The 21,834-nt window shown below is 65.2% G+C and carries 22 protein-coding genes and 3 pseudogenes; 17 read left to right on the forward strand and 8 right to left on the reverse strand.

The window, feature by feature from the left end; translation table 11 throughout:
• Complete coding sequence (locus D1610_RS16820; RefSeq protein WP_147414277.1) at positions 1–435, forward strand: hypothetical protein; 435 nt, start codon at positions 1–3, stop codon at positions 433–435.
• Here the strand turns inward: D1610_RS16820 and D1610_RS17240 are convergent.
• Positions 388–651, reverse strand: coding sequence for a hypothetical protein (locus D1610_RS17240; RefSeq protein WP_222926976.1), 264 nt, complete (start codon positions 649–651; stop codon positions 388–390). The two genes, D1610_RS16820 and D1610_RS17240, sit on opposite strands and share 48 nt — an antisense overlap.
• 10 nt (positions 652–661) lie before the next feature.
• Here D1610_RS17240 and D1610_RS06495 point away from each other — a divergent pair, with 10 nt between their 5' ends.
• On the forward strand, positions 662–1,567 hold the full coding sequence (locus tag D1610_RS06495) for an RHS repeat domain-containing protein (protein WP_118863739.1): 906 nt from the start codon (positions 662–664) through the stop codon (positions 1,565–1,567).
• A gap of 281 nt (positions 1,568–1,848) precedes the next feature.
• The gene (locus tag D1610_RS06500) at positions 1,849–2,355 is read left to right on the forward strand and encodes an RHS repeat domain-containing protein (protein WP_245942018.1); all 507 of its coding nucleotides are present in this window, start codon (positions 1,849–1,851) and stop codon (positions 2,353–2,355) included.
• Here the strand turns inward: D1610_RS06500 and D1610_RS06505 are convergent.
• The 3 genes from D1610_RS06505 to D1610_RS06515 are packed head-to-tail and all read right to left on the reverse strand — an operon-like array spanning position 2,352 to position 6,210.
• Positions 2,352–4,703, reverse strand: a complete 2,352-nt coding sequence (locus D1610_RS06505) for a TonB-dependent receptor (RefSeq protein WP_425453204.1) — start codon at positions 4,701–4,703, stop codon at positions 2,352–2,354. The genes D1610_RS06500 and D1610_RS06505 overlap by 4 nt on opposite strands.
• Positions 4,690–5,646 (reverse strand): FecR family protein, encoded by a 957-nt coding sequence (locus D1610_RS06510; RefSeq protein ID WP_245942019.1) that lies wholly within the window; start codon positions 5,644–5,646, stop codon positions 4,690–4,692. Before D1610_RS06510 ends, D1610_RS06505 begins: the two co-directional genes overlap by 14 nt.
• Positions 5,647–5,682: 36 nt before the next feature.
• Positions 5,683–6,210, reverse strand: a complete 528-nt coding sequence (locus D1610_RS06515; RefSeq protein ID WP_118863323.1) for an RNA polymerase sigma factor — start codon at positions 6,208–6,210, stop codon at positions 5,683–5,685.
• Between the two features lie 740 nt (positions 6,211–6,950).
• Between D1610_RS06515 and D1610_RS17595 the strand changes: the two are divergent.
• The 3 genes and pseudogenes from D1610_RS17595 to D1610_RS06525 form a co-directional block, all read left to right on the forward strand.
• Positions 6,951–7,262 (forward strand): annotated as a pseudogene (locus D1610_RS17595) (transferrin-binding protein-like solute binding protein); the annotation flags it as partial.
• 504 nt (positions 7,263–7,766) lie between these two features.
• Positions 7,767–8,180: pseudogene (locus D1610_RS17600) on the forward strand (transferrin-binding protein-like solute binding protein); the annotation flags it as partial.
• Positions 8,181–8,186: 6 nt separating this feature from the next.
• Positions 8,187–9,479, forward strand: a complete 1,293-nt coding sequence (locus D1610_RS06525; RefSeq protein ID WP_118863325.1) for a surface lipoprotein assembly modifier — start codon at positions 8,187–8,189, stop codon at positions 9,477–9,479.
• A gap of 19 nt (positions 9,480–9,498) precedes the next feature.
• Here the strand turns inward: D1610_RS06525 and D1610_RS06530 are convergent, their stop codons facing one another.
• The gene (locus D1610_RS06530; RefSeq protein WP_118863326.1) at positions 9,499–10,095 is read right to left on the reverse strand and encodes a septal ring lytic transglycosylase RlpA family protein; all 597 of its coding nucleotides are present in this window, start codon (positions 10,093–10,095) and stop codon (positions 9,499–9,501) included.
• A 154-nt stretch (positions 10,096–10,249) separates the two neighbouring features.
• Here D1610_RS06530 and uvrA point away from each other — a divergent pair, with 154 nt between their 5' ends.
• From uvrA to D1610_RS16830, 4 genes and pseudogenes are all read left to right on the forward strand, one after another.
• Positions 10,250–13,258 (forward strand): excinuclease ABC subunit UvrA, encoded by a 3,009-nt coding sequence (gene uvrA, locus D1610_RS06535; protein WP_118863327.1) that lies wholly within the window; start codon positions 10,250–10,252, stop codon positions 13,256–13,258.
• A 71-nt stretch (positions 13,259–13,329) separates the two neighbouring features.
• A pseudogene (locus D1610_RS06540) lies at positions 13,330–13,512 on the forward strand (hypothetical protein); the annotation flags it as partial.
• A 24-nt stretch (positions 13,513–13,536) separates the two neighbouring features.
• Positions 13,537–14,388, forward strand: coding sequence for a hypothetical protein (locus D1610_RS16825; protein ID WP_147414278.1), 852 nt, complete (start codon positions 13,537–13,539; stop codon positions 14,386–14,388).
• 58 nt (positions 14,389–14,446) lie between these two features.
• The gene (locus tag D1610_RS16830) at positions 14,447–14,899 is read left to right on the forward strand and encodes a hypothetical protein (protein WP_222926945.1); all 453 of its coding nucleotides are present in this window, start codon (positions 14,447–14,449) and stop codon (positions 14,897–14,899) included.
• A gap of 54 nt (positions 14,900–14,953) precedes the next feature.
• On the opposite strand, the gene D1610_RS06545 is transcribed toward D1610_RS16830, so the two are convergent.
• Together D1610_RS06545 and D1610_RS06550 are read right to left on the reverse strand one after the other, a co-directional pair.
• Positions 14,954–15,178, reverse strand: coding sequence for a hypothetical protein (locus D1610_RS06545; protein WP_118863329.1), 225 nt, complete (start codon positions 15,176–15,178; stop codon positions 14,954–14,956).
• Positions 15,179–15,392: 214 nt separating this feature from the next.
• Positions 15,393–15,668 (reverse strand): hypothetical protein, encoded by a 276-nt coding sequence (locus D1610_RS06550; RefSeq protein WP_147414280.1) that lies wholly within the window; start codon positions 15,666–15,668, stop codon positions 15,393–15,395.
• A gap of 152 nt (positions 15,669–15,820) precedes the next feature.
• Between D1610_RS06550 and D1610_RS06555 the strand changes: the two genes are divergently transcribed.
• The 7 genes from D1610_RS06555 (at position 15,821) to D1610_RS06590 (ending at position 19,883) form a co-directional block, all read left to right on the forward strand.
• On the forward strand, positions 15,821–16,087 hold the full coding sequence (locus D1610_RS06555) for a hypothetical protein (RefSeq protein WP_118863331.1): 267 nt from the start codon (positions 15,821–15,823) through the stop codon (positions 16,085–16,087).
• 208 nt (positions 16,088–16,295) lie between these two features.
• Positions 16,296–17,417 carry a helix-turn-helix domain-containing protein gene (locus tag D1610_RS06560; RefSeq protein ID WP_118863332.1) on the forward strand — a complete coding sequence of 374 codons (1,122 nt, stop codon included), beginning with the start codon at positions 16,296–16,298 and terminating at the stop codon, positions 17,415–17,417.
• A gap of 338 nt (positions 17,418–17,755) precedes the next feature.
• Positions 17,756–18,142: a hypothetical protein gene (locus D1610_RS06565; RefSeq protein ID WP_118863333.1), complete on the forward strand. Its 387-nt coding sequence runs from the start codon at positions 17,756–17,758 to the stop codon at positions 18,140–18,142.
• A gap of 71 nt (positions 18,143–18,213) precedes the next feature.
• Positions 18,214–18,822: a hypothetical protein gene (locus tag D1610_RS17020; protein WP_182466723.1), complete on the forward strand. Its 609-nt coding sequence runs from the start codon at positions 18,214–18,216 to the stop codon at positions 18,820–18,822.
• A complete protein-coding gene (locus D1610_RS06580) occupies positions 18,819–19,265 on the forward strand; it encodes a CHRD domain-containing protein (protein ID WP_118863335.1) in 447 nt (148 codons plus the stop codon). Before D1610_RS17020 ends, D1610_RS06580 begins: the two co-directional genes overlap by 4 nt.
• 154 nt (positions 19,266–19,419) lie before the next feature.
• Positions 19,420–19,629, forward strand: coding sequence for a cold-shock protein (locus D1610_RS06585; protein ID WP_118863336.1), 210 nt, complete (start codon positions 19,420–19,422; stop codon positions 19,627–19,629).
• 62 nt (positions 19,630–19,691) lie between these two features.
• Positions 19,692–19,883, forward strand: coding sequence for a hypothetical protein (locus tag D1610_RS06590; RefSeq protein ID WP_118863337.1), 192 nt, complete (start codon positions 19,692–19,694; stop codon positions 19,881–19,883).
• Positions 19,884–19,898: 15 nt separating this feature from the next.
• On the opposite strand, the gene typA is transcribed toward D1610_RS06590, so the two are convergent.
• A complete protein-coding gene (gene typA, locus D1610_RS06595) occupies positions 19,899–21,719 on the reverse strand; it encodes a translational GTPase TypA (RefSeq protein WP_118863338.1) in 1,821 nt (606 codons plus the stop codon).
• Between the last annotated feature and the right edge of the window lie 115 nt (positions 21,720–21,834).

Genomic DNA, 21,834 nt, shown 5'->3' on the forward strand with positions numbered 1-21,834 from the left:
ATGTTTTCCATTGAAGGACTTGGCGACGATCTATTCGCTCATGATCTTGAGACGCTTTCTCAAAAATTCATTGACATTTATAGGCGGCAAAAGCGGTATTCAAGCTTCCTTCGTTTTGGCAATGAAGTGATAATTTATGGGCATCAAACTATCTCAGGAATATTATTAGACTATACTAACTTTCTTCAAGAAATAGATTTAGGCACTGATAGTCAGCTTTTAATAGATGGGTATTCCTTTGCAGATGTAAAACATTTTAAATCAAATTTACTTTTTGATTTTGGGGCTGATAATGCCGGAAACAGAGATATATTTAGTATCAATATTGATGAATGCAAAAGGAATTTAGTTAGTACTATATATCGAATCTCGTTCGGATTATATATTTTAGACATGTCTGAAGTGGCCGGAGAGGGCAAAACTTTGTGCCTGTGAGTTTTCGAATCTTGAGAATACGAGCTGGAATTCCGGGAACTCAATTCCGGCAATTCCGGCGACACAATACCTAATTGATGCGCGGGCGCCGCCGGGCTGGTTTTCCAGCCCGGCGCTTGCAAGATCGGGCTGGACGATTCGGGAAAGCGGCCCCGATCCTGACAGCAGCACCGCCACGATGGTGGTGACCGACGCCTTGTCGAACCAGACGACCATAGTCTCGGATATGACGAAATACCGCCCCATCGCGATCACCGATCCGTTGGGCGAGACGACCAGCTACACCTATGACGGCCTCGGGCGGCTGACCGAAGCGACCGCGCCGGAAGGCAACAAGATCCAGTACGCCTACGATGCCCGAGGCGCGGTGACCGCGATCAACGCTTACGACGAATATGGCGTCCCCGCCATGACCAACATGGGCCGGTTCCAATATACCGGCCAGGCCTGGCTTCCCGAGATTGGCATGTACCACTATAAGGCCCGCATGTACGCCCCCACCCTCGGCCGGTTCATGCAGACCGACCCGATCGGCTACGCGGCGGGCATGAACCTCTACGCCTATGTCAAAGGCGATCCGGTCAACTTCACCGATCCGCTCGGGCTGCAGGCACTTCCAAGCAATCCGCCGCCCGTTGAACCAGGCATCGTGGTTATCGGACATCGACAGAATGGTGTCGCTCCAAGCGCAGTACAGGAGGTTTGCAGGAAGACACCGAAAGCCACCTTAGCGCCCGTATGGTGTGGTAGCGCCGGGGGCGCAGCTAGCTCGAAAACGATACTATCAGAATGTCCAAAAGGAACATTTTTTACTGGTTCCGAAAGCGATGGAAGCCCAATTTGCGCTTCGCTTGGCGAAGAAAAGAACAGCGCCAGCAATCCGGACCGCGGATTGATGACGATATGCGATGCACCCATTAACCCCGGTAGCGCTCCGCCGAGTTGTAGGACTTTGTCCACGCAAGAGTGGTGTAGAGTTTCTAGTGGAGCTTCAGATGCGATAACGTGGCCAACTCACGGCTTAGCCTTGCTTTCCATGATAAAAGGTGGAAAGCTTTTAGGAGCTATCGGCATAGCTTTGGAATTTTTTACCATACGAAACGATATAATTAAGGAAATAAGCTGTGAATAAAAATAGACTTTTTTATTTTTTGATTGCACTTTTTTCTATTGTAATGCTGGTATTATATTACTTGACAGATCAATCCATATTTAGTATATTGGCAGCCATAACTCTTATAGTTGGAATTGTATTTAGAATTGTCTATTTGAAATAGTCCACGAAATCCCCGGGTGTATATCGACTGCGGGAATTAGCGTGAAAGCGCTAGTTCCCGTTCTTTCCTACGAATACGATCCCGGCGGACGCGGCTGACCTGGCCCGATGCGTTCCATGTCACCTACGACCATCTGGTGACGGGCGAGGTGACGCACATCCGCGAGAACGGCGCAACGTCGGGCGCCGGGGTTCTGGCGACGTTCGCCTATGACGATCTGGGACGTCGCACCAGCCTGACGCGCGGCAACGGCGCGGTGACGAGCTACGCCTACGATCCGACCTCGCGGCTCTCCAGCCTGACCCAGGACCTGTCGGGCACGGTACATGACCTGACGCTCGCGTTCAGCTACAATCCGGCCTCGCAGATCGTCACCAGCACGCGCGGCAACGACCTCTATGCCTGGACCGGGCACGGCAACGTCACGCGGGGTTACACCGCCAACGGCTTGAACCAGCTGACCGCGGCGGGGAGCACCAGCCTCACCCACGACGCGCGCGGCAACATCAGCGGCATGGGCGCGGCGAGCTACGGCTACTCGAGCGAGAACCTGCTCACATCGGGGCCGGGGACCACCCTCGCCTACGACCCGCTGCTCCGGCTCTACCAGACATCAGGCGCTGCGACGCCAGCCCCCCCCTAAAACCGCGTATCCAGCCCGATGCGGAAGGTCCGCGGCCTGAGCGGGGTGATCGCGTCGGCGCGGAACAGGTCGAAGGGGGAGCCGAGCGAGAAGCGGTTGCCGACGCTGTCGGTCAGGTTGGTCGCGCCCAGCGTCACGCCGTAGCGCCCGAAGCCGATGCGCGCGGTGAGGCCGGTATCGACATAGTCGCCCTGCGGCCCGCCCAGGATCGGCCCCACGCCAAGGCGCGACTTGCCGATATAGCGCGCCCATCCCGCCACGCGCAGGTCGACCGTGTCGGACAGGAAGGTGCGCCAGTCGAAGCCGAAGCGCCCGCCCGTCTCGGCGACATTGGGGAGCTCTGCCAGCGTCGCCAGGCGGAAGGCGGGCTGCGGATCGGTGATCTCGCCGTCGTTGACGACGAAGCCCGCATCGAGCGACAGCCCCGGCAGCGGCCGCCAGCCGAGGCGGAAATCCCACGAATAGATGCGGCCGTTGCCGATATTGGCGGTGGTCGGCAGGCCCGCGCCGTCGACGAAATCGGCCTGGATGTTGTTCCAGCGGGTATAGGCGAAGGTCGCCGCCAGCGTCAGCCCATCCACCCCCGGCACGCCGTAGCGAACGCCGGTCTCGATCGATCTGACCTCGTCATTGGCGAACTGGCGGATGAAATCGTCGCTGACGGCGAGGCCGCCGGGGCGGAACCCCTCCTGATAGCGCGCGAACAGGCTGACATCGGCGATCGGCTCGGCGACGATCGAGACCGAGGGCAGCACCGTCGTCTCGTCGCGGTCGGCCTGCATCTGGCGATCGGCGAAGTTGAGCATCCGCCCGACGTCGAGCCCCTCGCCCGAGAGACGCGAATGGGTGACGCGCCCGCCCGCGCTCAGCGTCAGGCCGCGGACCGGCTCGACGCTCGCCTCGGCATAGAGCGTCGCCTCGTCGATGCGGTTGCGCACGCCGGTCGCCGGCCGCGGCTCGCCGATCGGGCCGATCGCGCGGCGCAGCTCGGATTCGTTGCGCAGCAGGCTCATCCCCAGGATCCAGCCATAGCCCTCGTCCATCGGCCGGGCGAGGCGGTTCTCGGTGGAGATCAGCTCGATCTCGTTGATCTGGTCGAACGCGCGGGGCTCTTGCGGATCGGTGGTCGCGTCGAACCGCTCGGTCACCGTCTGGCGGACATAGCCGGTCGAGGAGACGAAGCGCAGATCGTCCCACTGCTTGGCGATCACCAGCTCGGCCAGACGATACTGGTCCGAATAGGGCTGGGCGATGCTGCTGCGGCGGGCGAGCTCGGGCGCGTCGCGATCGGCGTACTGGCTGTCGCGCGCGTCGATGTCCTGCAGCGTCGCGCCGATGTCGATCGTCCAGTCGTCGCCGGGCGCGAGCCGCAGCATCACCCGCCCGCCATGGATGTCGGTCCGGTTGACGTCGGCGATCCCGCGCCCGGCGTCGTCGATATAGCCGCCCTCGCGCGTGAGATAGCCGACCGCGCGCAGCGCCACCGCATCCTCGACCAGCGGCAGGTTGATCACCCCGCTCAGATCGCCGCCCGCCTCGCCATGCTCGGTGAAGGATACGCCGCCGCCGATCTCCGCGCCGGTGATCTGCAGCTGCGGCGCGTTGCGCGTCACGCGGATGATGCCGCCCAGCGATCCTGCGCCGTAGAGCGTGCCCTGCGGCCCCTCCAGCACCTCCACCGCGGCCACGTCGAGCAGCTTCAGCCCCGGATCGGGCGCGTTGTAGGTCAGGCGGACATCGCCGAAATACTGCCCCACCGTCGCCTGGGTCGGCCCGGTGAAGCTCGAATCGGCGATGCCGCGGACGAACAGCTTGTTGCGGCCCGCTCCGAAATGGGTGGAGGTGACGCTCGCCACCTGCGTCGCCACCGCCTCGGTGCCGGCGGGCGCGCCCAGCGCCAGGTCCTCGCCCTCGACGCGGCTGACCTGTCCGGCATAGCCGCCGAAGGTTGTCTCGCGCTTGCTGGCGACGACGATGATGTCGGCCTCGGGCGGCTCCTCGGCCGGCGGCGGCGGCGCGGGCGGCGGCGGGGCGGGGCGCGATGCCCGCGGCGGCGCCCTGGCGATCCGCCAGCTGCGCGCGTCGAGCGCCACCGCGCGCGCATTTGTCCCCGCGAGCAGCCGGTCGAGCGCCTGGCGCACGGTCATCTCCCCGCGCACGGCGGGCACGCGCGCGCGCCAGATCGCCCGGTCGGGCACGCTGACGCTCACGCCCGCCTGCCGCCCCAGCGCGGCGACCGCGTCGCCCAGCTTGCCCGCCGGCAGGTTGATCGGCCGCACGTCGCCCGCCTGCGCGGGCGCGGCGCAGGCAAGCAGCATCAAGAGTGGGATCAGGCTATGGCGCGACACGGTTTCGGGGACTCAGGGTGACGCCCTGCTCGCCCGGTTGGACCTCCACGTCAAGCAGCGGCCCCAGTTCCGCGACGAAGCCGGCGCGCTTCTCCGGCAGCGCGATCACGCCGGTGAACTGCCGCGCTGCGATCGCCGGAGCGACCGCGACGCGCGTGCCCGTCGCGCGCGCGAGATCGCCCGCCACCTGCGTCAGCGGCGCGCCCTCATAGACCAGCCGCCCGGCCTTCCAGCCGCCGATATCGCCCGTCGCCGCGCGGCCCAGGCGGATCACGCCCTGGGCGTCGACCAGCGTCTCGCCCGGCTCCAGCCGGACATTCTCGGCATCGGGATTGTAGGCGACCAGCCCCTCGGCGACGCCGACCCGCGTCTCGCCGCCTTCACGCACCACGTTGAACACCGTGCCCAGGTCGACGATCTCCGCATTGCCGGCGTGCACCGTGAACGGGTCTCTGTCGTCATGCGCGACGGTGAACAGCGCCTCGCCGCGCTCCAGCGTCACCTCGCGCGCATCGGCGCGGTCGAGCGTCAGCCGCGTGCCGCCGTTCAGCGCGACGCGCGATCCGTCGGCGAGCGCGATCACCCGCGTCTCGCCCGCCGCCGTCTCGACCGCATAGGGCTGCGCGCGGTCCTGGAACACCTGCACGCCCGCCACCGCCACCAACGAGGCGGCGACCGCCCCGCCCAGCCAGCCGAGCGCGCGGCGGCGCGGCAGCGGCTGGCGAAGCGCGGGCGCGGGGCGGATCACGGGCGTCGAGGCGGGAACGATCAGCCCGGCGTCCGCGGCCTCGGCGGCGAGCACGGCGTGGTCATAGGCTTCGGCGTGGCGCGCGTCCGCCTCCAGCCAGGCGGTGAAGCCGTCCCAGTCGGCGAAGCCGGGGTCGTCGACCCTGACCGCCCATGCCACCGCCTCATCGCGCATTCTCACCCGCCGTTCGTCCATCATCGCCCCTTCAGCGTATAGACGTAGCCATTTTCCTCATGCCTCATCTTCGCGCTCCTGAAGATCGGCGAGCGCGCGATAGGCGGTGCGCAGGTCGCTCTCGACGGTGCTGACGCTCACCCCCATCTCGCCCGCGATCGCGCGCTGGGTCACCCCGTCGATGCGGTGGCGGCGAAAGATCGCAGCAGCCCGCGGCCCCAGCGCGTCGATCGCCGCGACCGCGCGCGCCAGCCGCTCGCGCGCGATCAGCACGCGCTCGCCAGACGGCGCGTCGGACACGCCCGGCATCGCTCCCGAATGATCCTCGGTCCAGCTCTTGTCCCTCAGCGTCGCCTGCCGTTCCGACCGATAGCGGTCGCGCATCAGATTGTCGGCCATGCGGTAGAGATAGGACAGCGGCTGCGCGACCGGCCCGCCCAGCCCCCGCGCCCCGGCCTCATGGATGCGCACCCACAGCTCCTGCAGCAGATCCTCCGCCGCCTCCCCCCCGCCCCGCGCGCGCAGAAAGCGCAGCAGCACGTCGCGCTGCGCGAGGAACACCGCCTCGAGCCCGTCAGCGGACATGGTGGCACGACCCGGAAAGCATGGAGCGCGTGGTTAGGGGCGCGGCGTGGCGGAGGCAAGCAGTGCCGAACGCGCGGCGCAACCACGGAATCCATCCGAAATGGATCAACAGCGCCAAACCGGATTGACCCGATGCTACCGCTCGCATAGCGATAACGGATTGTTCCGGGGGGGATTATTTCAACATGAAGACGGCTCGGCTTTGGCCCGCGATCGCGGCCTGCACCCTGCTCGCAGCCTGTGGCGGCGGCAGCACCAGCGGCGGCGGCGGCATCGGCAGCACGCCGACGCCTACTCCGGGGCCAACGCCCGGACCGACGCCGACCAACACGTCGCTTGCGGATTTGCAGTACAGCGAAAACTTCACCAACGATGCGGCATCGGGCAGCGGCACAATCCGCAAATCGGATGGCGGCGGCTCGGCGACGGCGGCACGCTCCACCGTAACCGTACGATACGACGCCGCCGCGCGCAGCTACACGATCACCAGCGGCAGCCGTTCGCAGACATTTGCTCCAGCGGATCGCAGCGCCAGCGACAGCAGCGCATTCTTCGACGTTTATTACAGAACTAATGGATCGACACAGGATGCGTTGTCATTGACGCGGCCTGGCAGCAGTGGGCCGCTTACGTACAACTATGTCGGCTCGGGCTTCTGGCAACGGGTTTCAGAAAATTCATCATCTTATACGCTTGGCGTCGATGCGTTTACCTATGGGGTGGAAACGCCCGATGCCGCCATGCCCCGGTCGGGGGGCGCCGTATACTCGATTGACCTTATCGGATCATCGGGACTGACGACCTACTCGGGCGCTGGTTCGCTTTCCGCGGATTTCGCAAGCAGTCGGCTCTCGATGGACGTCGATTTTCAAGAGATTCTCGATGGAGGTGTCGTAAATCCATTTTTGTATGATTTTTCAGCAAGCGCCCAGATTGGGGGAGCCAATCGGTTTGAGGGAACATTTCGTACAAATGTTTTTGAGCAATTTTCAGGACAGCTCAATGGACGATTTTATGGGCCTGCCGCCGAGGAAGTAGGCGCGACCTTTGTTGGCAGCGGTGACTACGGAAGCGTTATTGTTGGTACGATTACCGGCCGACAGGACAATACGCTGCCTGGACGCAATCAGACACTTGTTGACCTTGTCTTTAGCGAAAACTTCTCTACCCAGTTTGCATCATTCCATTATGTACTTGATTCAGATGGTGTTATTGTCAGGGCGGACAGATTCGGCACGTCGCGTCTTGAGCTGGGCTACGACGTTCAGACTGACGGATATACATTGACTGGGTCATTCGATAATATTGATCAGTTCCATCCATCTTCTCGTGTTGAGTCTAAATCGAACAACCTTTTTACTGTATATGAAACAGTGCAAGGTGATCGCACAAACAGACTTACGATGTACAATCCCGGCGGCGGAAACGATGAGCTGGCCCTCAGCTATGCCAGCTTTGGGCGGTGGGAACAGATAGAACCGGAGAACGGACTGCCGACTGCTGAATTCACGAGAGAAGCTGCATTCGTCTATGGAGTTAGAACAGCGGTCGATCAAATGCCTCGAACCGGCAATGCGCATTTCGAGGGGGTCGCATACGGCATTGCCAACCAACCGGAAGCGGGGGGCACTTTGTGGGACATCACCGGCACTAGTCGGTTCGACGTTTCCTTCCAATCTCAAGGCTTCACAGGTTCGCTCAACCTTGCCGGAACGGCTCGAAATACAGGCAATCCGCGGGATTTCGGGACATATGTTATCGATGATGGCAGAATTAGCAGTGGAGCGATGAGCGCCGCGATCATGAGAAATGACCAAGTACTAGGAGGCTTTCACGGCAATCTCTATGGACCGGATGCATCCGAAATTGCCGGCGCTTTCTCTTTTCAAACGCCTCTCAACAATGAGGTTACTGCTCCTTATCAGCTACACTATTTCAGCGGAATTGCAGTCGCCAAGCGAACGCCTTGATCGCGCATGATGCCAGGAGCCGCGATTATCGTCCTTGCTGCTACGGCCGGAGCCCAGCAGGGTTTAGACTATTCGGCCACCCAGCTCTTCGAACTCGCCGATCAGGCTCGCGCGGCGGGGCAACTGGCCAATGCCGAAGCCATCTACCGCGCGCTCACCGCCGATCCCGATCCCGAGATTCGCGCAGAGGCGCGTTTCCGACTCGGCATGATGCTGGCGGATCAGAAGCGTTACACCGACGCCGCCGTCCTCTTCCGCGCGCTGCTCGATGAAAAGCCCGACGCCGCGCGCGTCCGGCTCGAACTCGCCCGCATCCTCGCGCTGATGGGCGACGAGCGCGCCGCCAGGCGCGAGTTGCGCCAGGTCCAGGCGGGCGGGCTGCCGCCGGAGGTGTCGCTGGTGGTCGATCAGTTCGCCACCGCGCTGCGTTCGCGCAAGACGCTCGGCGGCAGCTTCGAGATCGCGCTCGCACCCGACAGCAATATCAACCGCGCCACCGACGACACCACGCTCGACACGATCATCGCCCCGCTCGAGCTGTCGGAGGACGCGCGCGAGACCTCGGGCCTGGGCGTGAAGCTCGCCGGCCAGGGCTATGCCCGCGTCGCGCTTACGCCCAGCCTGTCGCTGCTGCCCCGTCTGTCGGGACAGGCCGAGCTCTACGGCAAGGGCGCGTTCAACGACATCTCCAGCTCCGCCCAGCTCGGCCTCGAATGGGCGGCGGGGCGCGACCGCATCCGCCCGTCGATCGGCACCACCTGGCGATGGTATGGTGGCGATTTCTACGCGCGCACCCACTCGGCCTCAGTCAACTGGCAGCATCCGGTCAGCAAGCGGGCGCAACTGGTGCTCGACGGCAGCGTCGCCAGGGCCGATTACAAGCTCAACGATCTGCAGGACGGCTGGCTCTATTCGCTGAGCGCCTCGATCGAACGCGCCTTCGATGCGCGCTCGGGCGGCAGCCTGACGCTGAGCGGCCTGCGCCAGACCGCGCGCGATCCCGGCTACGCCACCGCATCGGGCGGGGTGGGCGCGGTCTATTGGCGCGATTTCGGCCGCACCACCGGCTTTGTCACCGCCGATGTCCGCCGGCTGGAGGGGGACGCGCGGCTGTTCCTGTTTCCCGAACGGCGCAAGGATTGGCTGCTCCGCGCCACGGCCGGCGCCACCTTCCGTCAGGCCACCTTATGGGGTTTCGCCCCCGTCCTGCGCGCGAGCGTCGAGCGCAACAGCTCGACCGTCGGGCTCTACGATTATTCGCGCGTGGCGATGGAGGCAGGCGTTACCCGGGCGTTCTGACGGGGCGACATCCTCGCCCCTACCGTCCCCCCATCTCCCCCGCCTTCGCCCCGCTCGCCAGTTCCGCGCGCAGGCTGGCCAGCACCGCTTCCGGCACGCGCGGCCGCACCACCGGGCCCTTCCCTTTGCGCAGCCGCTCGCGCTCGCGTTCGTCGGGCTCCACGCGGTGCACGCGCACCGCGGCGTGGCCTTGCGCGCGGATGCCCAGCGCCTCCGCCGCGCCTTTCGACAGGTCGATGATGCGTCCGCGCGCGAAGGGCCCGCGATCGTTGATCCTGACCAGGATGGTCCGCCCCGTGTCGAGCGCGGTGACCTCGACATAGGTCGGCAGCGGCAGCGTCCTGTGCGCCGCCGTCATCCAGTCGGGCCGGAAGCGCTCGCCATTGGCGGTCCGGTCGCCGCTTTCGCCGCCGTACCAGCTGGCATAGCCCAGCGCGTCGTAGAACGGCTCGGCGCGCGGCGCGTAGGTCTGCCCCCGGACGGTGTAGGGCTGGCCGATCCTGACCGGCGCGTCGCTCACCGGGCGATAGCGCGCGCCGCCGCCGCAGCCCGCCATCGCCAGCCCCGCCGCGAGCAACGCCGCCCAGCGCCCCGCCCGTCCGATCCCCGCATCCATCCGCGCGTCGCTAACGCCTCGGCGCGCGATGCGCCACCCGCCCCTCGCAACCCGGGCGGCGTCTCCCTATCTCCCCTCTAGCCTCATCTCCAGAACAAAGCTAGAACCACACCCCTATGAGTCTCACCCGTATCACGCAGCATAGGTGTGCCATATGCTGACTCACATCTCCGTCCGCGGCGCGCGCGAGCATAATCTCAAGGATGTCTCGATCGACATTCCGCGCGATACCCTGACGGTCATCACCGGGCTGTCGGGCTCGGGCAAGTCCAGCCTCGCCTTCGACACCATCTATGCCGAGGGCCAGCGCCGCTACGTCGAATCGCTCAGCGCCTATGCGCGCCAGTTCCTGGAGATGATGCAGAAGCCCGACGTCGATCATATCGAGGGCCTCTCCCCCGCCATCTCGATCGAGCAGAAGACGACCAGCCGCAACCCGCGCTCGACCGTCGCGACGGTCACCGAGATCTACGATTACATGCGCCTGCTATGGGCGCGCGTCGGCATCCCCTATTCGCCCGCGACCGGAGAGCCGATCGCCGCGCAGACGGTCAGCCAGATGGTCGATCGCGTGCTGGCGCTGCCGGAGGGCACGCGCCTCTACCTGCTCGCCCCCGTCGTCCGCGGGAGGAAGGGCGAGTACCGGAAGGAGCTCGCCGAATGGCAAAAGGCCGGCTTCACCCGCGTCCGCATCGACGGCGAGCTGTACGACATCGAAGAGGCCCCCGCGCTCGACAAGAAGTACAAGCACGACATCGAGGTGGTGGTCGACCGGCTCGTCGTGGGCGAAGGCATCGCCACCCGCCTGGCGGAGAGCTTCGAGGCCGCGCTGAAGCTCGCCGATGGGCTGGCCTATGTGGATCTCGTGGATGTGACGGTGGCGGAAGCCACTGCGCGACCAAAGGGAGTAGCCGAAGCCAGAACCCCGTTCGTTTCGAGCGAAGTCGAGAAACGTGCCTCAGGCGAAGGTGTCTCGACTGCGCTCGACACGAACGGAATTGGCGGCGCCATGAAAGGCGCCACCCTCCCCGCCAACCGCATCGTCTTCTCCGAAAAATTCGCCTGCCCCGTCTCGGGCTTCGCCATCGCCGAGATCGAGCCGCGCCTCTTCTCGTTCAACGCGCCCCAGGGCGCCTGCCCGGCGTGCGACGGCCTGGGCGAGAAGCTGCTGTTCGACGAGGACCTCGTCGTCCCCAACCACGATCTCAGCCTGAAGAAGGGCGCCGTCGTCCCCTGGGCCAGGTCGAACCCGCCCAGCCCCTATTACATGCAGGTGCTCGGCAGCCTGGCGCGCGAGTTCGGCTTCTCGCTCGACACCCCCTGGCGCGACCTGCCCGAGGATGTCCGCGACACGATCCTCCACGGCACGCGGGGCAAGCCCGTCACGCTGACCTTCGTCGACGGCCGCAAGTCCTACGACGTGAAGAAGCCCTTCGAAGGCGTCATCGGCAACCTCAACCGCCGCATGCTCCAGACCGAAAGCGCCTGGATGCGCGAGGAGCTCGCCAAATACCAGGCCTCGCACCCTTGCGAGACCTGCCATGGCGCACGCCTCAAGCCGGAGGCGCTGGCGGTCAAGATCGCCATGCGCGACATCTCCAGCGTCACCCGCCTCTCGGTGGTCGACGCGCTCGCCTGGTTCGCCGCGCTGCCCGGTCAGCTGACCGACCAGCAGCGCGAGATCGCCCGCGCGATCCTCAAGGAGATCGACGAGCGGCTGGGCTTCCTCAACAATGTCGGCCTCGACTATCTCAACCTCGATCGCACCTCGGGCACGCTGTCGGGCGGCGAATCGCAGCGCATCCGCCTCGCCAGCCAGATCGGCAGCGGCCTGTCGGGCGTGCTCTACGTCCTCGACGAGCCCTCGATCGGCCTCCACCAGCGCGACAACGACATGCTGTTGAAGACGCTCCGGCGCCTGCGCGATCTCGGCAACACCGTGCTGGTCGTCGAGCATGACGAGGACGCCATCCGCACCGCCGATTACGTCATCGACATGGGTCCCGGCGCGGGCGTCCATGGCGGCGAGATCGTCGCGCATGGCAGCTTCGATCAGGTCGCCGCCAGCCCCGCCAGCATCACCGCGGATTATCTGAACGGCACGCGAGAGGTCCCCCTCCCCGCCCGCCGGCGCAAGGGAAACGGCTGCGAGCTGACCGTCCACAACGCCACCGCCAACAACCTGCGCGGCGTCACCGCCTCGATCCCGCTCGGCACCTTCACCTGCGTCACCGGCGTTTCGGGCTCGGGCAAGTCGAGCTTCACCATCGACACGCTCTACGCCGCCGCCGCGCGCGCGCTGAACGGCGCGCGCATCCTCGCGGGGAAGCACGACAAGGTCACCGGCCTCCAGCATCTCGACAAGGTGATCGACATCGATCAGTCGCCGATCGGCCGCACGCCGCGCAGCAACCCCGCCACCTATACCGGCGCCTTCACCCAGATCCGCGACTGGTTCGCCGGCCTGCCGGAGGCGCAGGCGCGCGGCTACAAGCCCGGCCGCTTCAGCTTCAACGTCAAGGGCGGCCGCTGCGAGGCGTGCCAGGGCGACGGCGTCTTGAAGATCGAGATGCACTTCCTCCCCGACGTCTACGTCACCTGCGACGTCTGCCACGGCGCGCGCTACAACCGCGAGACGCTGGAGGTGAAGTTCAAGGGCAAATCGATCGCCGACGTGCTCGACATGACGGTCGAGGACGCGGTCGAGTTCTTCAAGGCCGTCCCCCCGATCCGCGACAAGATGGCGATGCTGGCGGAGGTCGGCCTCGGCTATATCAAGGTCGGACAGCAGGCGACGACGCTCTCCGGCGGCGAGGCCCAGCGCGTCAAGCTCGCCAAGGAACTCAGCCGCCGCGCCACCGGCAACACCCTCTACATCCTCGACGAACCCACCACCGGCCTCCACTTCGAAGACGTCCGCAAACTCCTCGAAGTCCTCCACGCGCTGGTCGAACAGGGCAACACCGTCGTTGTCATTGAACATAATCTCGACGTGATCAAAACGGCAGACTGGGTGCTCGATCTCGGCCCGGAGGGGGGGGTCAAGGGCGGCGAAGTGGTAGCCGAGGGGACACCCGAACAGGTTGCCAAGGCAAAGGGCTCATTTACCGGCAGATACCTCGCGCCGCTCTTGAGCCGTCCCGTTGCAGCGGCTGCCGAATGACAACGACGCTGTGGTGGTGGCCGCAGGCCGAACAGTCCGGGGGACTGTTCGATCGAACACACGCGAAGCGGGACGTCATCAAGACCGCCGACTGGGTGCTGGACCTTGGCCCCGAAGGCGGCGTCAAGGGCGGCGAGGTGGTCGCCGAAGGCACCCCTGAGCAAGTGGCGAAGGCGAAGGGCTCGTTCACCGGGCGCTATCTGGCGCCCTTGCTGGGTAAACAACGTAATGACAAGGCCATCGCTGCTGAGTAGCTTTCCCAAGGGGGGAGGGCGTCGATGTTTTATATCCATGTTCTGCGCATCAAATGTGAACTGCTGCCTCAGGGAGATTTTTTACGACCCACTCGAGAACCTATAGAAATTATTACCAAATCAATTGAAGCGAAGCCTACTGCGAATGTTGGGCGAGGGTCCGAATGGCACATCGGTAACATTGAGACCGTAACACCAGACGGACTTGCGTTCGCAATGGGGCGAACAATGGCGGTGAAATCACCTCAGTTCGACAGTGTGAGCCACAACTTTCTTGAAGAGGAGGCAATGAGAGCCCCGTTTACGATTGGTGTATTTGACCAAAGGCACCAAACATGCGGCGTAATCCGAAAGACTGGTGTATCGCAGAGCTCAACAGAAATCGCGGCTAAGCTGCAGACTCTTCTAAATGCAGCCCCTTATGCACGCGAGAGTAATTCAACGATCGTGGTCGATCCGATCCGAGACCCGATGACCTTTCTTGAAGCGATCCGCCACGCACAGGCCGTAACGCGTTTCAGCTTCACAGCCAGCCGTCCCAACCCCCCCGATGTAAATAGACTCATCCAACGGCCTGCCGAGGAATTTACGCAAGCGGTTGGTGGCGAGCGCACTCGCGTCGAGGTCGAGGGCGACGACCTAGATCGAGAAATAATAGAGGAGGTTGCCAAGGCCGTTGCAGCCGTCGGTGAAACCGCGGCAGCTAATGTGCGCCCAGAGGGTGGCGGAAGAACCAAGCGGGTCCATCTCTCAGGCAATCCGGTTGTTGAGCCGGTTGATGTCGAAACAAGCAATTCGCTGCTAGGCGCAATTCTCGGCCACACTCGCGAGGCATATGATAGAGTGAGAAATTCGTTTCGGCAGATCAATGGTTAGTTTTTGGCGTTGGCTTTTTCGGGGTGCGCAAAGCGGACCACCGGGCATTTTCAACGTATTGAACTGGTATCTGCTTATCCATGTTACGGTAGGTGTAATCACCGCAACCTTCATCCGGTCTGATCCATTCGATTTCGCGGCTAAAGCGCTGTTTCCTGCAGCATCCATTTTAATTGGCGTCTCACTTGCTTGGAGTACGCGGGCGGCTACGATTTTACAGACAGGCGATTTGAGAGCGGCACTATTCAACGATGATCGGCCTCCAGAAGATTATGTGTATGCGTTTCAGCTTTCAATTCTAGTTATAATTATAATGCTTGCCTATGTCTCAGTGATGGCTGGTGGTGGTGTAGAAATCACTGTTCTTGGACGGGATACTGATAATAGAATTTCCGGCGTCATACTTTACACATTACTTAGCCTTTCTCTTCGAGAGTGCTGGGGAGTAGTTAACTTCACAAATATGCTTAGTTTACTTGAGTATCTTCGTACAAAGCGTGAAAAAGAATAAATTCCAGGGGAATTCCTGGGACAAGGGAATTCCGGGGACACAATACCTAACTCGCTACTCCGTCCTCGGCGTCACCTTCATCACCCCACGCTCCGCCCTGCCGCCGATCGCCTCGCGCACCTGCACGAACAACCAATCCGGGATCGCGCCATAGAACGGATCGCCGCCGTCCAATGGCCGCATGTCCGGCCCCGGCCATACGAAGCGGTTGACCTCGGCGGTGACGATCCAGCTGCGATCGCGGTCCAGCCCCAGGTCGCGCTTGAAGTTGGCGGGCATCGCGCTTGCGTCCGTTGCCCGATCAGGGGGCGCTATGGGTGATCGGCGCGACGAACAGCTGCACCGTGTCGCCCGTCTTGACGGTGGCGAGGACGACCACCACCGGGCGGTCCTTCAGCCCCTCTTCCTTTCCCGCCGCCGCCTCGGGTTCCCATCGAAGTACTGCTTCGATGGGGTCCCTTCGCTGTGCCAGAGATAGGCATAGGAGAGGACGTCACCCGGCTGAGGGATCGGCCAGCCGCCGCCCGGCTTCGCGAGACCGCTTGCCGGGCTGGGCTTTCCGGATGGCGTCGAGCGTTTCGTCATCCAGGTCCTCCGTCCTGATCGCCTCGCGGCCGCGCCGCTTCAGCCGCTCATATTCCTTGAGTGAGAGCATCACGACCCGCGTGACCCCGTGCCGCGGGATGCCCACCGGCCGCTGCCTCGTCAGTGTAAAAGCCAAGCGGTTGGCGACGTCCTTGGCGGCGACTTCGATCAGGGATTCTGGCATGGCGAAATATCTCATGGGTCTGACGAATTAGCCACTTTCGCTCTTTTAGCTGAAACGGCCAGTTTTTCGACCTGCAATATCACAGCGCCCGCTCCACCCGACCTGCCAAATCCCGCACCGCAGCTTGCATTCTCCTGCAATATCATCGAGAAATGCTCGTCTACTTCGGGGGAAGCGGCTTGGGCAATTTCCTGATCCTGCTCGCGATGCTCTTTCCGTTCATCGCGATGCCGCTGCTTTGGCGGCGCATGAAGCGCGTGCGCGCGCAGGCCTATCGGCAGAGCAAGCCCGAGCGGCGCGAGCAGCATTGGGAGGAAGGGCTCGGCGCCGATGGCGGCCGCCGCCACGCGCCTAACGATGATCTGATCGGCCTCGGCGAAAAGTCCCGGCACGGCCGCTGGCCGCTCGACAACCAGTAAGCCGAGGGCCGAAGCGGGAGAAAAGCCCGCCTCTGTCGGTCGGCGCTCGCACCGCCATTGGCCGAGCTGGCTTGGTGCGCTCGAAATTTGCTCCGCAAACCCTCCTCGCCTTATAACCAAATCGGCACTTTTCTCTTTCCTACATCCACCAACCTGTATATCTGAATACCCCTCTTTTGTTCTCATCGATTCGCAAGGAGGGATTGCCATGAACGCCTACACCAGCATCGCCGCCGCCGATGGGACGCCGACCGGGGCGGAGGCCGGCGAGTTCGAATATGTCCCGCTCGATTTCGCCGATCCCTATCCCCAGCGGCATGACGGCTGGACGCCCGATCGCCGCCGCATCTTCCTGGAGATGATCGCGGACGGCATTCCCGTCGCGGAGGCGTGCCGCCGGCTCGGCCTCTCCGAATCGGGCGTCTATCAGCTGCGCCGCCGCGCCGCGGGGCAGCCCTTCGCGCTCGCCTGGCAGGCGGCGAACCTCATCGCGCGCGATCGCCATGCGGAGATCCTGCTCGATCGCGCGCTGGAGGGGTATACCGAAAGCGTCACCCGCGCCGATGGCAGCATCGTCGTCCGCCGCCGCTACGACAACCGCCTCGCCCACGCCATGCTCACCCGGCTCGATCGCATGGCCGATCAGGCCGAGGCGAAGGGGACCTTGCGCGCCGCGCAGCGCATCGCCGGCGAGTTCGACGCCTTCCTCGATCTGGTCGAGCGGGACGCCGGCCCCGCCAGGGCCGGCCAGTTCCTCGCCCGCCGCGCCGCCGACGACATGGTCGACCAGCTCGACCGCGCCGAGCGTTTCGATCGCGCGGGCGCGGGCCTGGCCGAGGAGGTGGCGACCGACGATCTCGATCCCGCCGATCGCGCCGGCTGGACCGCCGAACAGTGGCGCCGCGCCGACGCCGCCGGCCTGCTCACCCTCGCCGCGCCGGCGCCCGGGGAAGGCGAGGGCGAAACCGCGCCGGACACTGAAGACACTGAACTTCCCCGGGACAGGATGCTGCTGTGGCAGCATGGCGAACGCCGCGAATGGCGCACCGACATGCCGCCCCCGCCGGGCTTCGACGGCCTGGAATGGGGCGAATTCGGCGACCGTGAATACAGCCGCGAGCTGAGCGAGACCGAAGCGGCCATCATCGAGGCCTACGAGGCCGAGGAACGCGAGGAAAAGCGCGCCGAGCTGATCGCGGTCTATCCGATGGTGTTCGGCATCCCCTTCCCTGCCGAGCCCGAGGCGGAGGAATGCGGCGAAACCGACGAAACCGTCGCGGATCGCGGGAATGGCGGGGAGGAAGAGGACGACGCTCCACCGGAAGCCTGACGGAACGGGAATGCGGCTCGCCCGATCCTCCCCCGCAACGCGTGCGAGGGGCGTAGCGGCGGCCAGCGATCTGCCGGGGGCGGATGCAGCCGCGAAGCCGGCTCGCGGAGCGAGCCGTCGCGCCGCAACCCGACAAGGAACCGCCGCGGCGAAGCCGCGTCGTCGGACGGCGTCCGCAGCGCCGCCGGCCTGGACCCGCCGCAAGGCAGGACGTTGCGGCGGGTCCCCGGGCGCGCCTTGAGGCTCGTCCCGGCTGCGCCGGCTCGTTCGCCGGCGCGGCGGAACACCCGCCCGCACCATCCGTTGGTCCCCTCCCTCCAGCACACGGAACATCGGCCATGGATTACAAGAAACTGGGCCTCGGCCTCGGCGTCTTCTCGATCGCGCTCGGCCTTGCCGAGCTGATCGCCGCGCGGCGCGTCGCGGGCGCGCTCGACGCCGAGGGGCATGAACGGCTGGTCAAGGGCTTCGGCGCGCGAGAGCTGCTGGCGGGCGCCAACCTCATCGCCGCGCCCGCGCACGCCACCAATGTGTGGAACCGCGTGGCCGGCGACGCGATGGATCTGGGCGCGCTCGCGCTCGCCGCGCGCAGGGCGCCGCGCAACCGCGCGGTGTGGGGCGCGATCGCCTTCGTCGTCGGCGCGACCATCCTCGATGTCGTCACCGCGCGCGGGCTGGACCGGCAGACCGGCAAGACCTCGCCGGCCCGCGCCGCGCCCGCCTGACCGGGCTTTGGGAACACCCCGGCATCCGTTACGTTGATGCAACCACATCACTCGCAATAACGGGGAAGATCATGGCCACGACACCCAAGACATCCGGCTCCGGCGGCCCCTCGGACGAACGGGCGAAGCCTTCGGGGAAGAAGCCCGCCCCGGCGAAGGCGTCCGCCAAGACCGCCGCGACGAAACCGGCTGCGTCGAAACCCGCCGCGAAGAAGCCCGCCGCGAGCAAGCCCGCCGCGAAGAAACCCGCGGGAAGCAAGCCCGCCGCGGCCAAGCCCGCCGCCAGGCGCGCCCCGGCGAAGAAGTCCGCCAGGTCCGATCTGCCCGTCGGCGCGATCGCCGCCGGCGCGGCGGTGGCGGTCGTCGCGGGCGGCGCCGCGGTCGCGGCCAACCGGCTGGGCAAGGACGGCATCGCCGATCTCGCCAAGCGCGGGCGCAAGGGCGCGGCCGATCTCGCCGCCAGCGCAAGGAAGTCCGCGCGCAAGCTGATCGACAAGGCGCGCGGCAAGCGCAAGGAAGGCCATGATCCGACCGATCTCAAGCGCGCCTCGCACCCCGGCCCGGACGATCGCGCCACCGCCGATTTCCGGCCCGATCCCACCGCCATGCCGACCGCTGCCGAACGCGAGGCGATGAAGCCCGCGACCAAGCCGGCGCCCGGGCGCGGCAAGCCGGCATGACGCGCCTCCCCCTCGCCGCGCTCGCCACCGCCGCCGTGCTCGCCGGGCTGTCGGCCTGCGCCACCGTCGCGGGCGCGGTCGGGAAAAGCTGGTCGACCGCGCTGGTCGGCAACCAGGAGGTCCCCGGCCCCGGCGATCCGGACGGCACCGGCACCGCCAAGGTCACGGCGGACGCCACCACCGACACCGTCTGCGTCGATATCGGCGTCCGCGCGATCAGCCGGCCCACCGCCGCGCACATTCATCGCGGCCGCCGCGGAGAAGCCGGGCCGCCGGTGCTCACCCTCCCCGCGCCGGTGAACGGCGCCGCCAAGCAGTGCCTCCGCGTCGAAAAGGCGCTCGCCGCGGCGATCATCGCCGATCCGGCGGGCTATTACGTCAACATCCACACCGCCGATTATCCGGCGGGCGCTATCCGCGGCCAGCTGGCGGCGGGGCGCTGATTGCCAAAAAGGGGGGTTGCGCCTATATAGGGCCCGCTACGATCGCAAATCGACGGTTACTGGCGCTTTGCGGCACCTTTTTCCTTCTTTCCCTGCCCTCGACCAGCGCCGGAGGTCCGGCACGCGGGCCGCCGAACCAGAGAAGGAAAATGCAATGATCACCGGAACCGTCAAATTCTTCAACACGGACAAGGGCTTCGGCTTCATCAAGCCCGATGGCGCGGGCGACGACGCGTTCGTCCACATCACCGCCGTCGAGCAGGCCGGCATGGGCACGCTGCGCGAAAACCAGCGCGTGTCGTACGAGCTCGAGCCCGATCGCCGCGGCAAGATGGCCGCCTGCAACCTGCAGGCCGCCGACTGATCTTGACCATCCCGGGGGCGGGCGGCCGCCTGCCCCCACCTCCTCGAACGAAAAGGGCCGCCATGACCAGTCCGGCAATCTTCTACCGCGAACGCGCCCAGCTCGCCCAGGCCGAGGCCGAAACGGCGAGCCTCGACAATGTCCGCGAGCGCTGCCTGCGCGCGGAGGCCGCCTGGACCGCGATGGCCGATCGCGCCGAACGCACCCAGCAACTCCGCGACAAGCGCGAAGCCGCGGTCATCAGCCGCGGCTGACCGGCGGCGGCGCGCTCAGGCCGCCTTGGCCCGGCTCGCCCGCTTGCGCTCGTGCGGATCGAGATGGCGCTTGCGCAGCCGGATCGATTTGGGCGTCACCTCGACCATCTCGTCGTCGTCGATATAGGCGATCGCCTGCTCCAGCGTCATCTTCTTGGGCGGGGTCAGCCGGATCGCGTCGTCCTTGCCGCCTGAGGCGCGGAAGTTGGTCAGCTGCTTCGACTTCATCGGATTGACCTCCAGGTCATCCGGCTTGGCGTTCTCGCCGATGATCATGCCCTCGTACAGCGGCTCGCCCGGGCCGACCATCAGGATGCCGCGCTCCTCCAGCGATCCCAGCGCATAGGCGTTGGCCTCGCCGCCGCCGTTGGAGATCAGCACGCCGTTCTTGCGGCCCTCGATATTGCCCTTGTACGGCCCGTACTTCTCGAACAGCCGGTTCATGATGCCGGTGCCGCGGGTGTCGGACAGGAACTCGCCGTGATAGCCGATCAGCCCGCGCGACGGGGCGGAGAAGGTGATCCGCGTCTTGCCGCCGCCCGAGGGACGCATGTCGGTCATCTCGGCTTTCCTGATCGCCATCTTCTCGACGACGGTGCCCGAATGCTCGTCGTCGACGTCGATGACGACGGTCTCGTAGGGCTCCTCGCGGCCGCCGCTCTCGCCGTCGCGGAACAGCACGCGCGGGCGGCTGATGCCCAGCTCGAATCCTTCGCGGCGCATCGTCTCGATCAGCACGCCCAGCTGCAGCTCGCCGCGCCCGGCGACCTCGAAGCTGTCGCGGTCGGCTGCCTCGGTCACCCGGATCGCGACGTTCGATTCCGCCTCGCGGAACAGCCGGTCGCGGATCATGCGGCTGGTCACCTTGGTGCCCTCGCGTCCCGCCATCGGGCTGTCGTTCACCGCGAAGCGCATGGAAAGCGTCGGCGGGTCGATCGGCTGGGCGTGGATCGGCTGGGAGACCGCCGGATCGGCGATGGTGTTGGCGACCGTCGCCACGGCCAGCCCGGCCAGGCTGATGATGTCGCCGGCGCGCGCTTCTTCCACCGGCACGCGCTCCAGCCCGCGGAACGACATCAGCTTCGATGCGCGGCCCGTCTCGATGACGTTGCCTGCGTCGTCCAGCGCATGGATCGGCTGGTTGACCTTGACCACGCCGGACTGGACGCGGCCCGTCAGGATGCGGCCGAGGAAGCTGTCGCGGTCGAGCAGCGTCACCAGAAAGGTGAACGGCGCGTCTGCGTCGAGCGCGGGCGGCGGCACATGGCTGACGATCTTCTCGAACAGGGGCGTCAGCGTCCCCTCGCGCACATCGGGGTTGTCGCCGGCATAGCCGTTGCGGCCCGATGCGAAGATCACCGGGAAGTCGAGCTGCTCGTCGGTCGCCTCCAGCGAGACGAACAGGTCGAACACCTCGTCCAGCACCTCCTCGGCCCGCGCGTCCGACCGATCGATCTTGTTGACCACGACGATCGGCCTGAGCCCCAGCGCCAGCGCCTTGCCCGTGACGAACTTGGTCTGCGGCATCGCCCCCTCGGCGGCGTCGACCAGCAGCACGACGCCGTCGACCATGCTCAGGATGCGCTCGACCTCGCCGCCGAAATCGGCGTGGCCGGGGGTGTCGACGATGTTGATCCGCGTGCCCTGCCACTCGATCGAGGTGGGCTTGGCGAGGATGGTGATCCCGCGTTCCTTTTCGAGATCGTTCGAATCCATCGCGCGCTCTTCCACGCGCTGGTTGTCGCGGAAGGTGCCCGATTGGCGGAACAGCTGGTCGACAAGGGTGGTCTTGCCGTGATCGACGTGGGCGATGATCGCCACGTTGCGGAGGCTCATGCGAATGCTCTGGCTTTGGAGGAATATGGCGCGCGCATAGCCGAATTGCTGCGCACGCGAAAGGGGGCGTGCTGATGAGGGGGGTGGAAAAGCCGAGCGCTTCGAAAATGCTGGT

The organism is Sphingomonas gilva, assembly GCF_003515075.1.
Taxonomy (GTDB): domain Bacteria; phylum Pseudomonadota; class Alphaproteobacteria; order Sphingomonadales; family Sphingomonadaceae; genus Sphingomonas; species Sphingomonas gilva.

Bases quoted from the DNA above. Each gene is read 5' to 3' on its own strand.
- D1610_RS16820 (WP_147414277.1), top strand. From the start codon at position 1: ATGTTTTCCATTGAAGGACTTGGCGACGATCTATTCGCTCATGATCTT.
- D1610_RS17240 (WP_222926976.1), bottom strand. From the start codon at position 651: ATGGTCGTCTGGTTCGACAAGGCGTCGGTCACCACCATCGTGGCGGTG.
- D1610_RS06495 (WP_118863739.1), top strand. From the start codon at position 662: ATGACGAAATACCGCCCCATCGCGATCACCGATCCGTTGGGCGAGACG.
- D1610_RS06510 (WP_245942019.1), bottom strand. From the start codon at position 5,646: ATGGACGAACGGCGGGTGAGAATGCGCGATGAGGCGGTGGCATGGGCG.
- D1610_RS06515 (WP_118863323.1), bottom strand. From the start codon at position 6,210: ATGTCCGCTGACGGGCTCGAGGCGGTGTTCCTCGCGCAGCGCGACGTG.
- D1610_RS06525 (WP_118863325.1), top strand. From the start codon at position 8,187: ATGATGCCAGGAGCCGCGATTATCGTCCTTGCTGCTACGGCCGGAGCC.
- D1610_RS06530 (WP_118863326.1), bottom strand. From the start codon at position 10,095: ATGGATGCGGGGATCGGACGGGCGGGGCGCTGGGCGGCGTTGCTCGCG.
- uvrA (WP_118863327.1), top strand. From the start codon at position 10,250: ATGCTGACTCACATCTCCGTCCGCGGCGCGCGCGAGCATAATCTCAAG.
- D1610_RS16825 (WP_147414278.1), top strand. From the start codon at position 13,537: ATGTTTTATATCCATGTTCTGCGCATCAAATGTGAACTGCTGCCTCAG.
- D1610_RS06545 (WP_118863329.1), bottom strand. From the start codon at position 15,178: ATGCCCGCCAACTTCAAGCGCGACCTGGGGCTGGACCGCGATCGCAGC.
- D1610_RS06550 (WP_147414280.1), bottom strand. From the start codon at position 15,668: ATGCCAGAATCCCTGATCGAAGTCGCCGCCAAGGACGTCGCCAACCGC.
- D1610_RS06555 (WP_118863331.1), top strand. From the start codon at position 15,821: ATGCTCGTCTACTTCGGGGGAAGCGGCTTGGGCAATTTCCTGATCCTG.
- D1610_RS06560 (WP_118863332.1), top strand. From the start codon at position 16,296: ATGAACGCCTACACCAGCATCGCCGCCGCCGATGGGACGCCGACCGGG.
- D1610_RS06565 (WP_118863333.1), top strand. From the start codon at position 17,756: ATGGATTACAAGAAACTGGGCCTCGGCCTCGGCGTCTTCTCGATCGCG.
- D1610_RS17020 (WP_182466723.1), top strand. From the start codon at position 18,214: ATGGCCACGACACCCAAGACATCCGGCTCCGGCGGCCCCTCGGACGAA.
- D1610_RS06580 (WP_118863335.1), top strand. From the start codon at position 18,819: ATGACGCGCCTCCCCCTCGCCGCGCTCGCCACCGCCGCCGTGCTCGCC.
- D1610_RS06585 (WP_118863336.1), top strand. From the start codon at position 19,420: ATGATCACCGGAACCGTCAAATTCTTCAACACGGACAAGGGCTTCGGC.
- D1610_RS06590 (WP_118863337.1), top strand. From the start codon at position 19,692: ATGACCAGTCCGGCAATCTTCTACCGCGAACGCGCCCAGCTCGCCCAG.
- typA (WP_118863338.1), bottom strand. From the start codon at position 21,719: ATGAGCCTCCGCAACGTGGCGATCATCGCCCACGTCGATCACGGCAAG.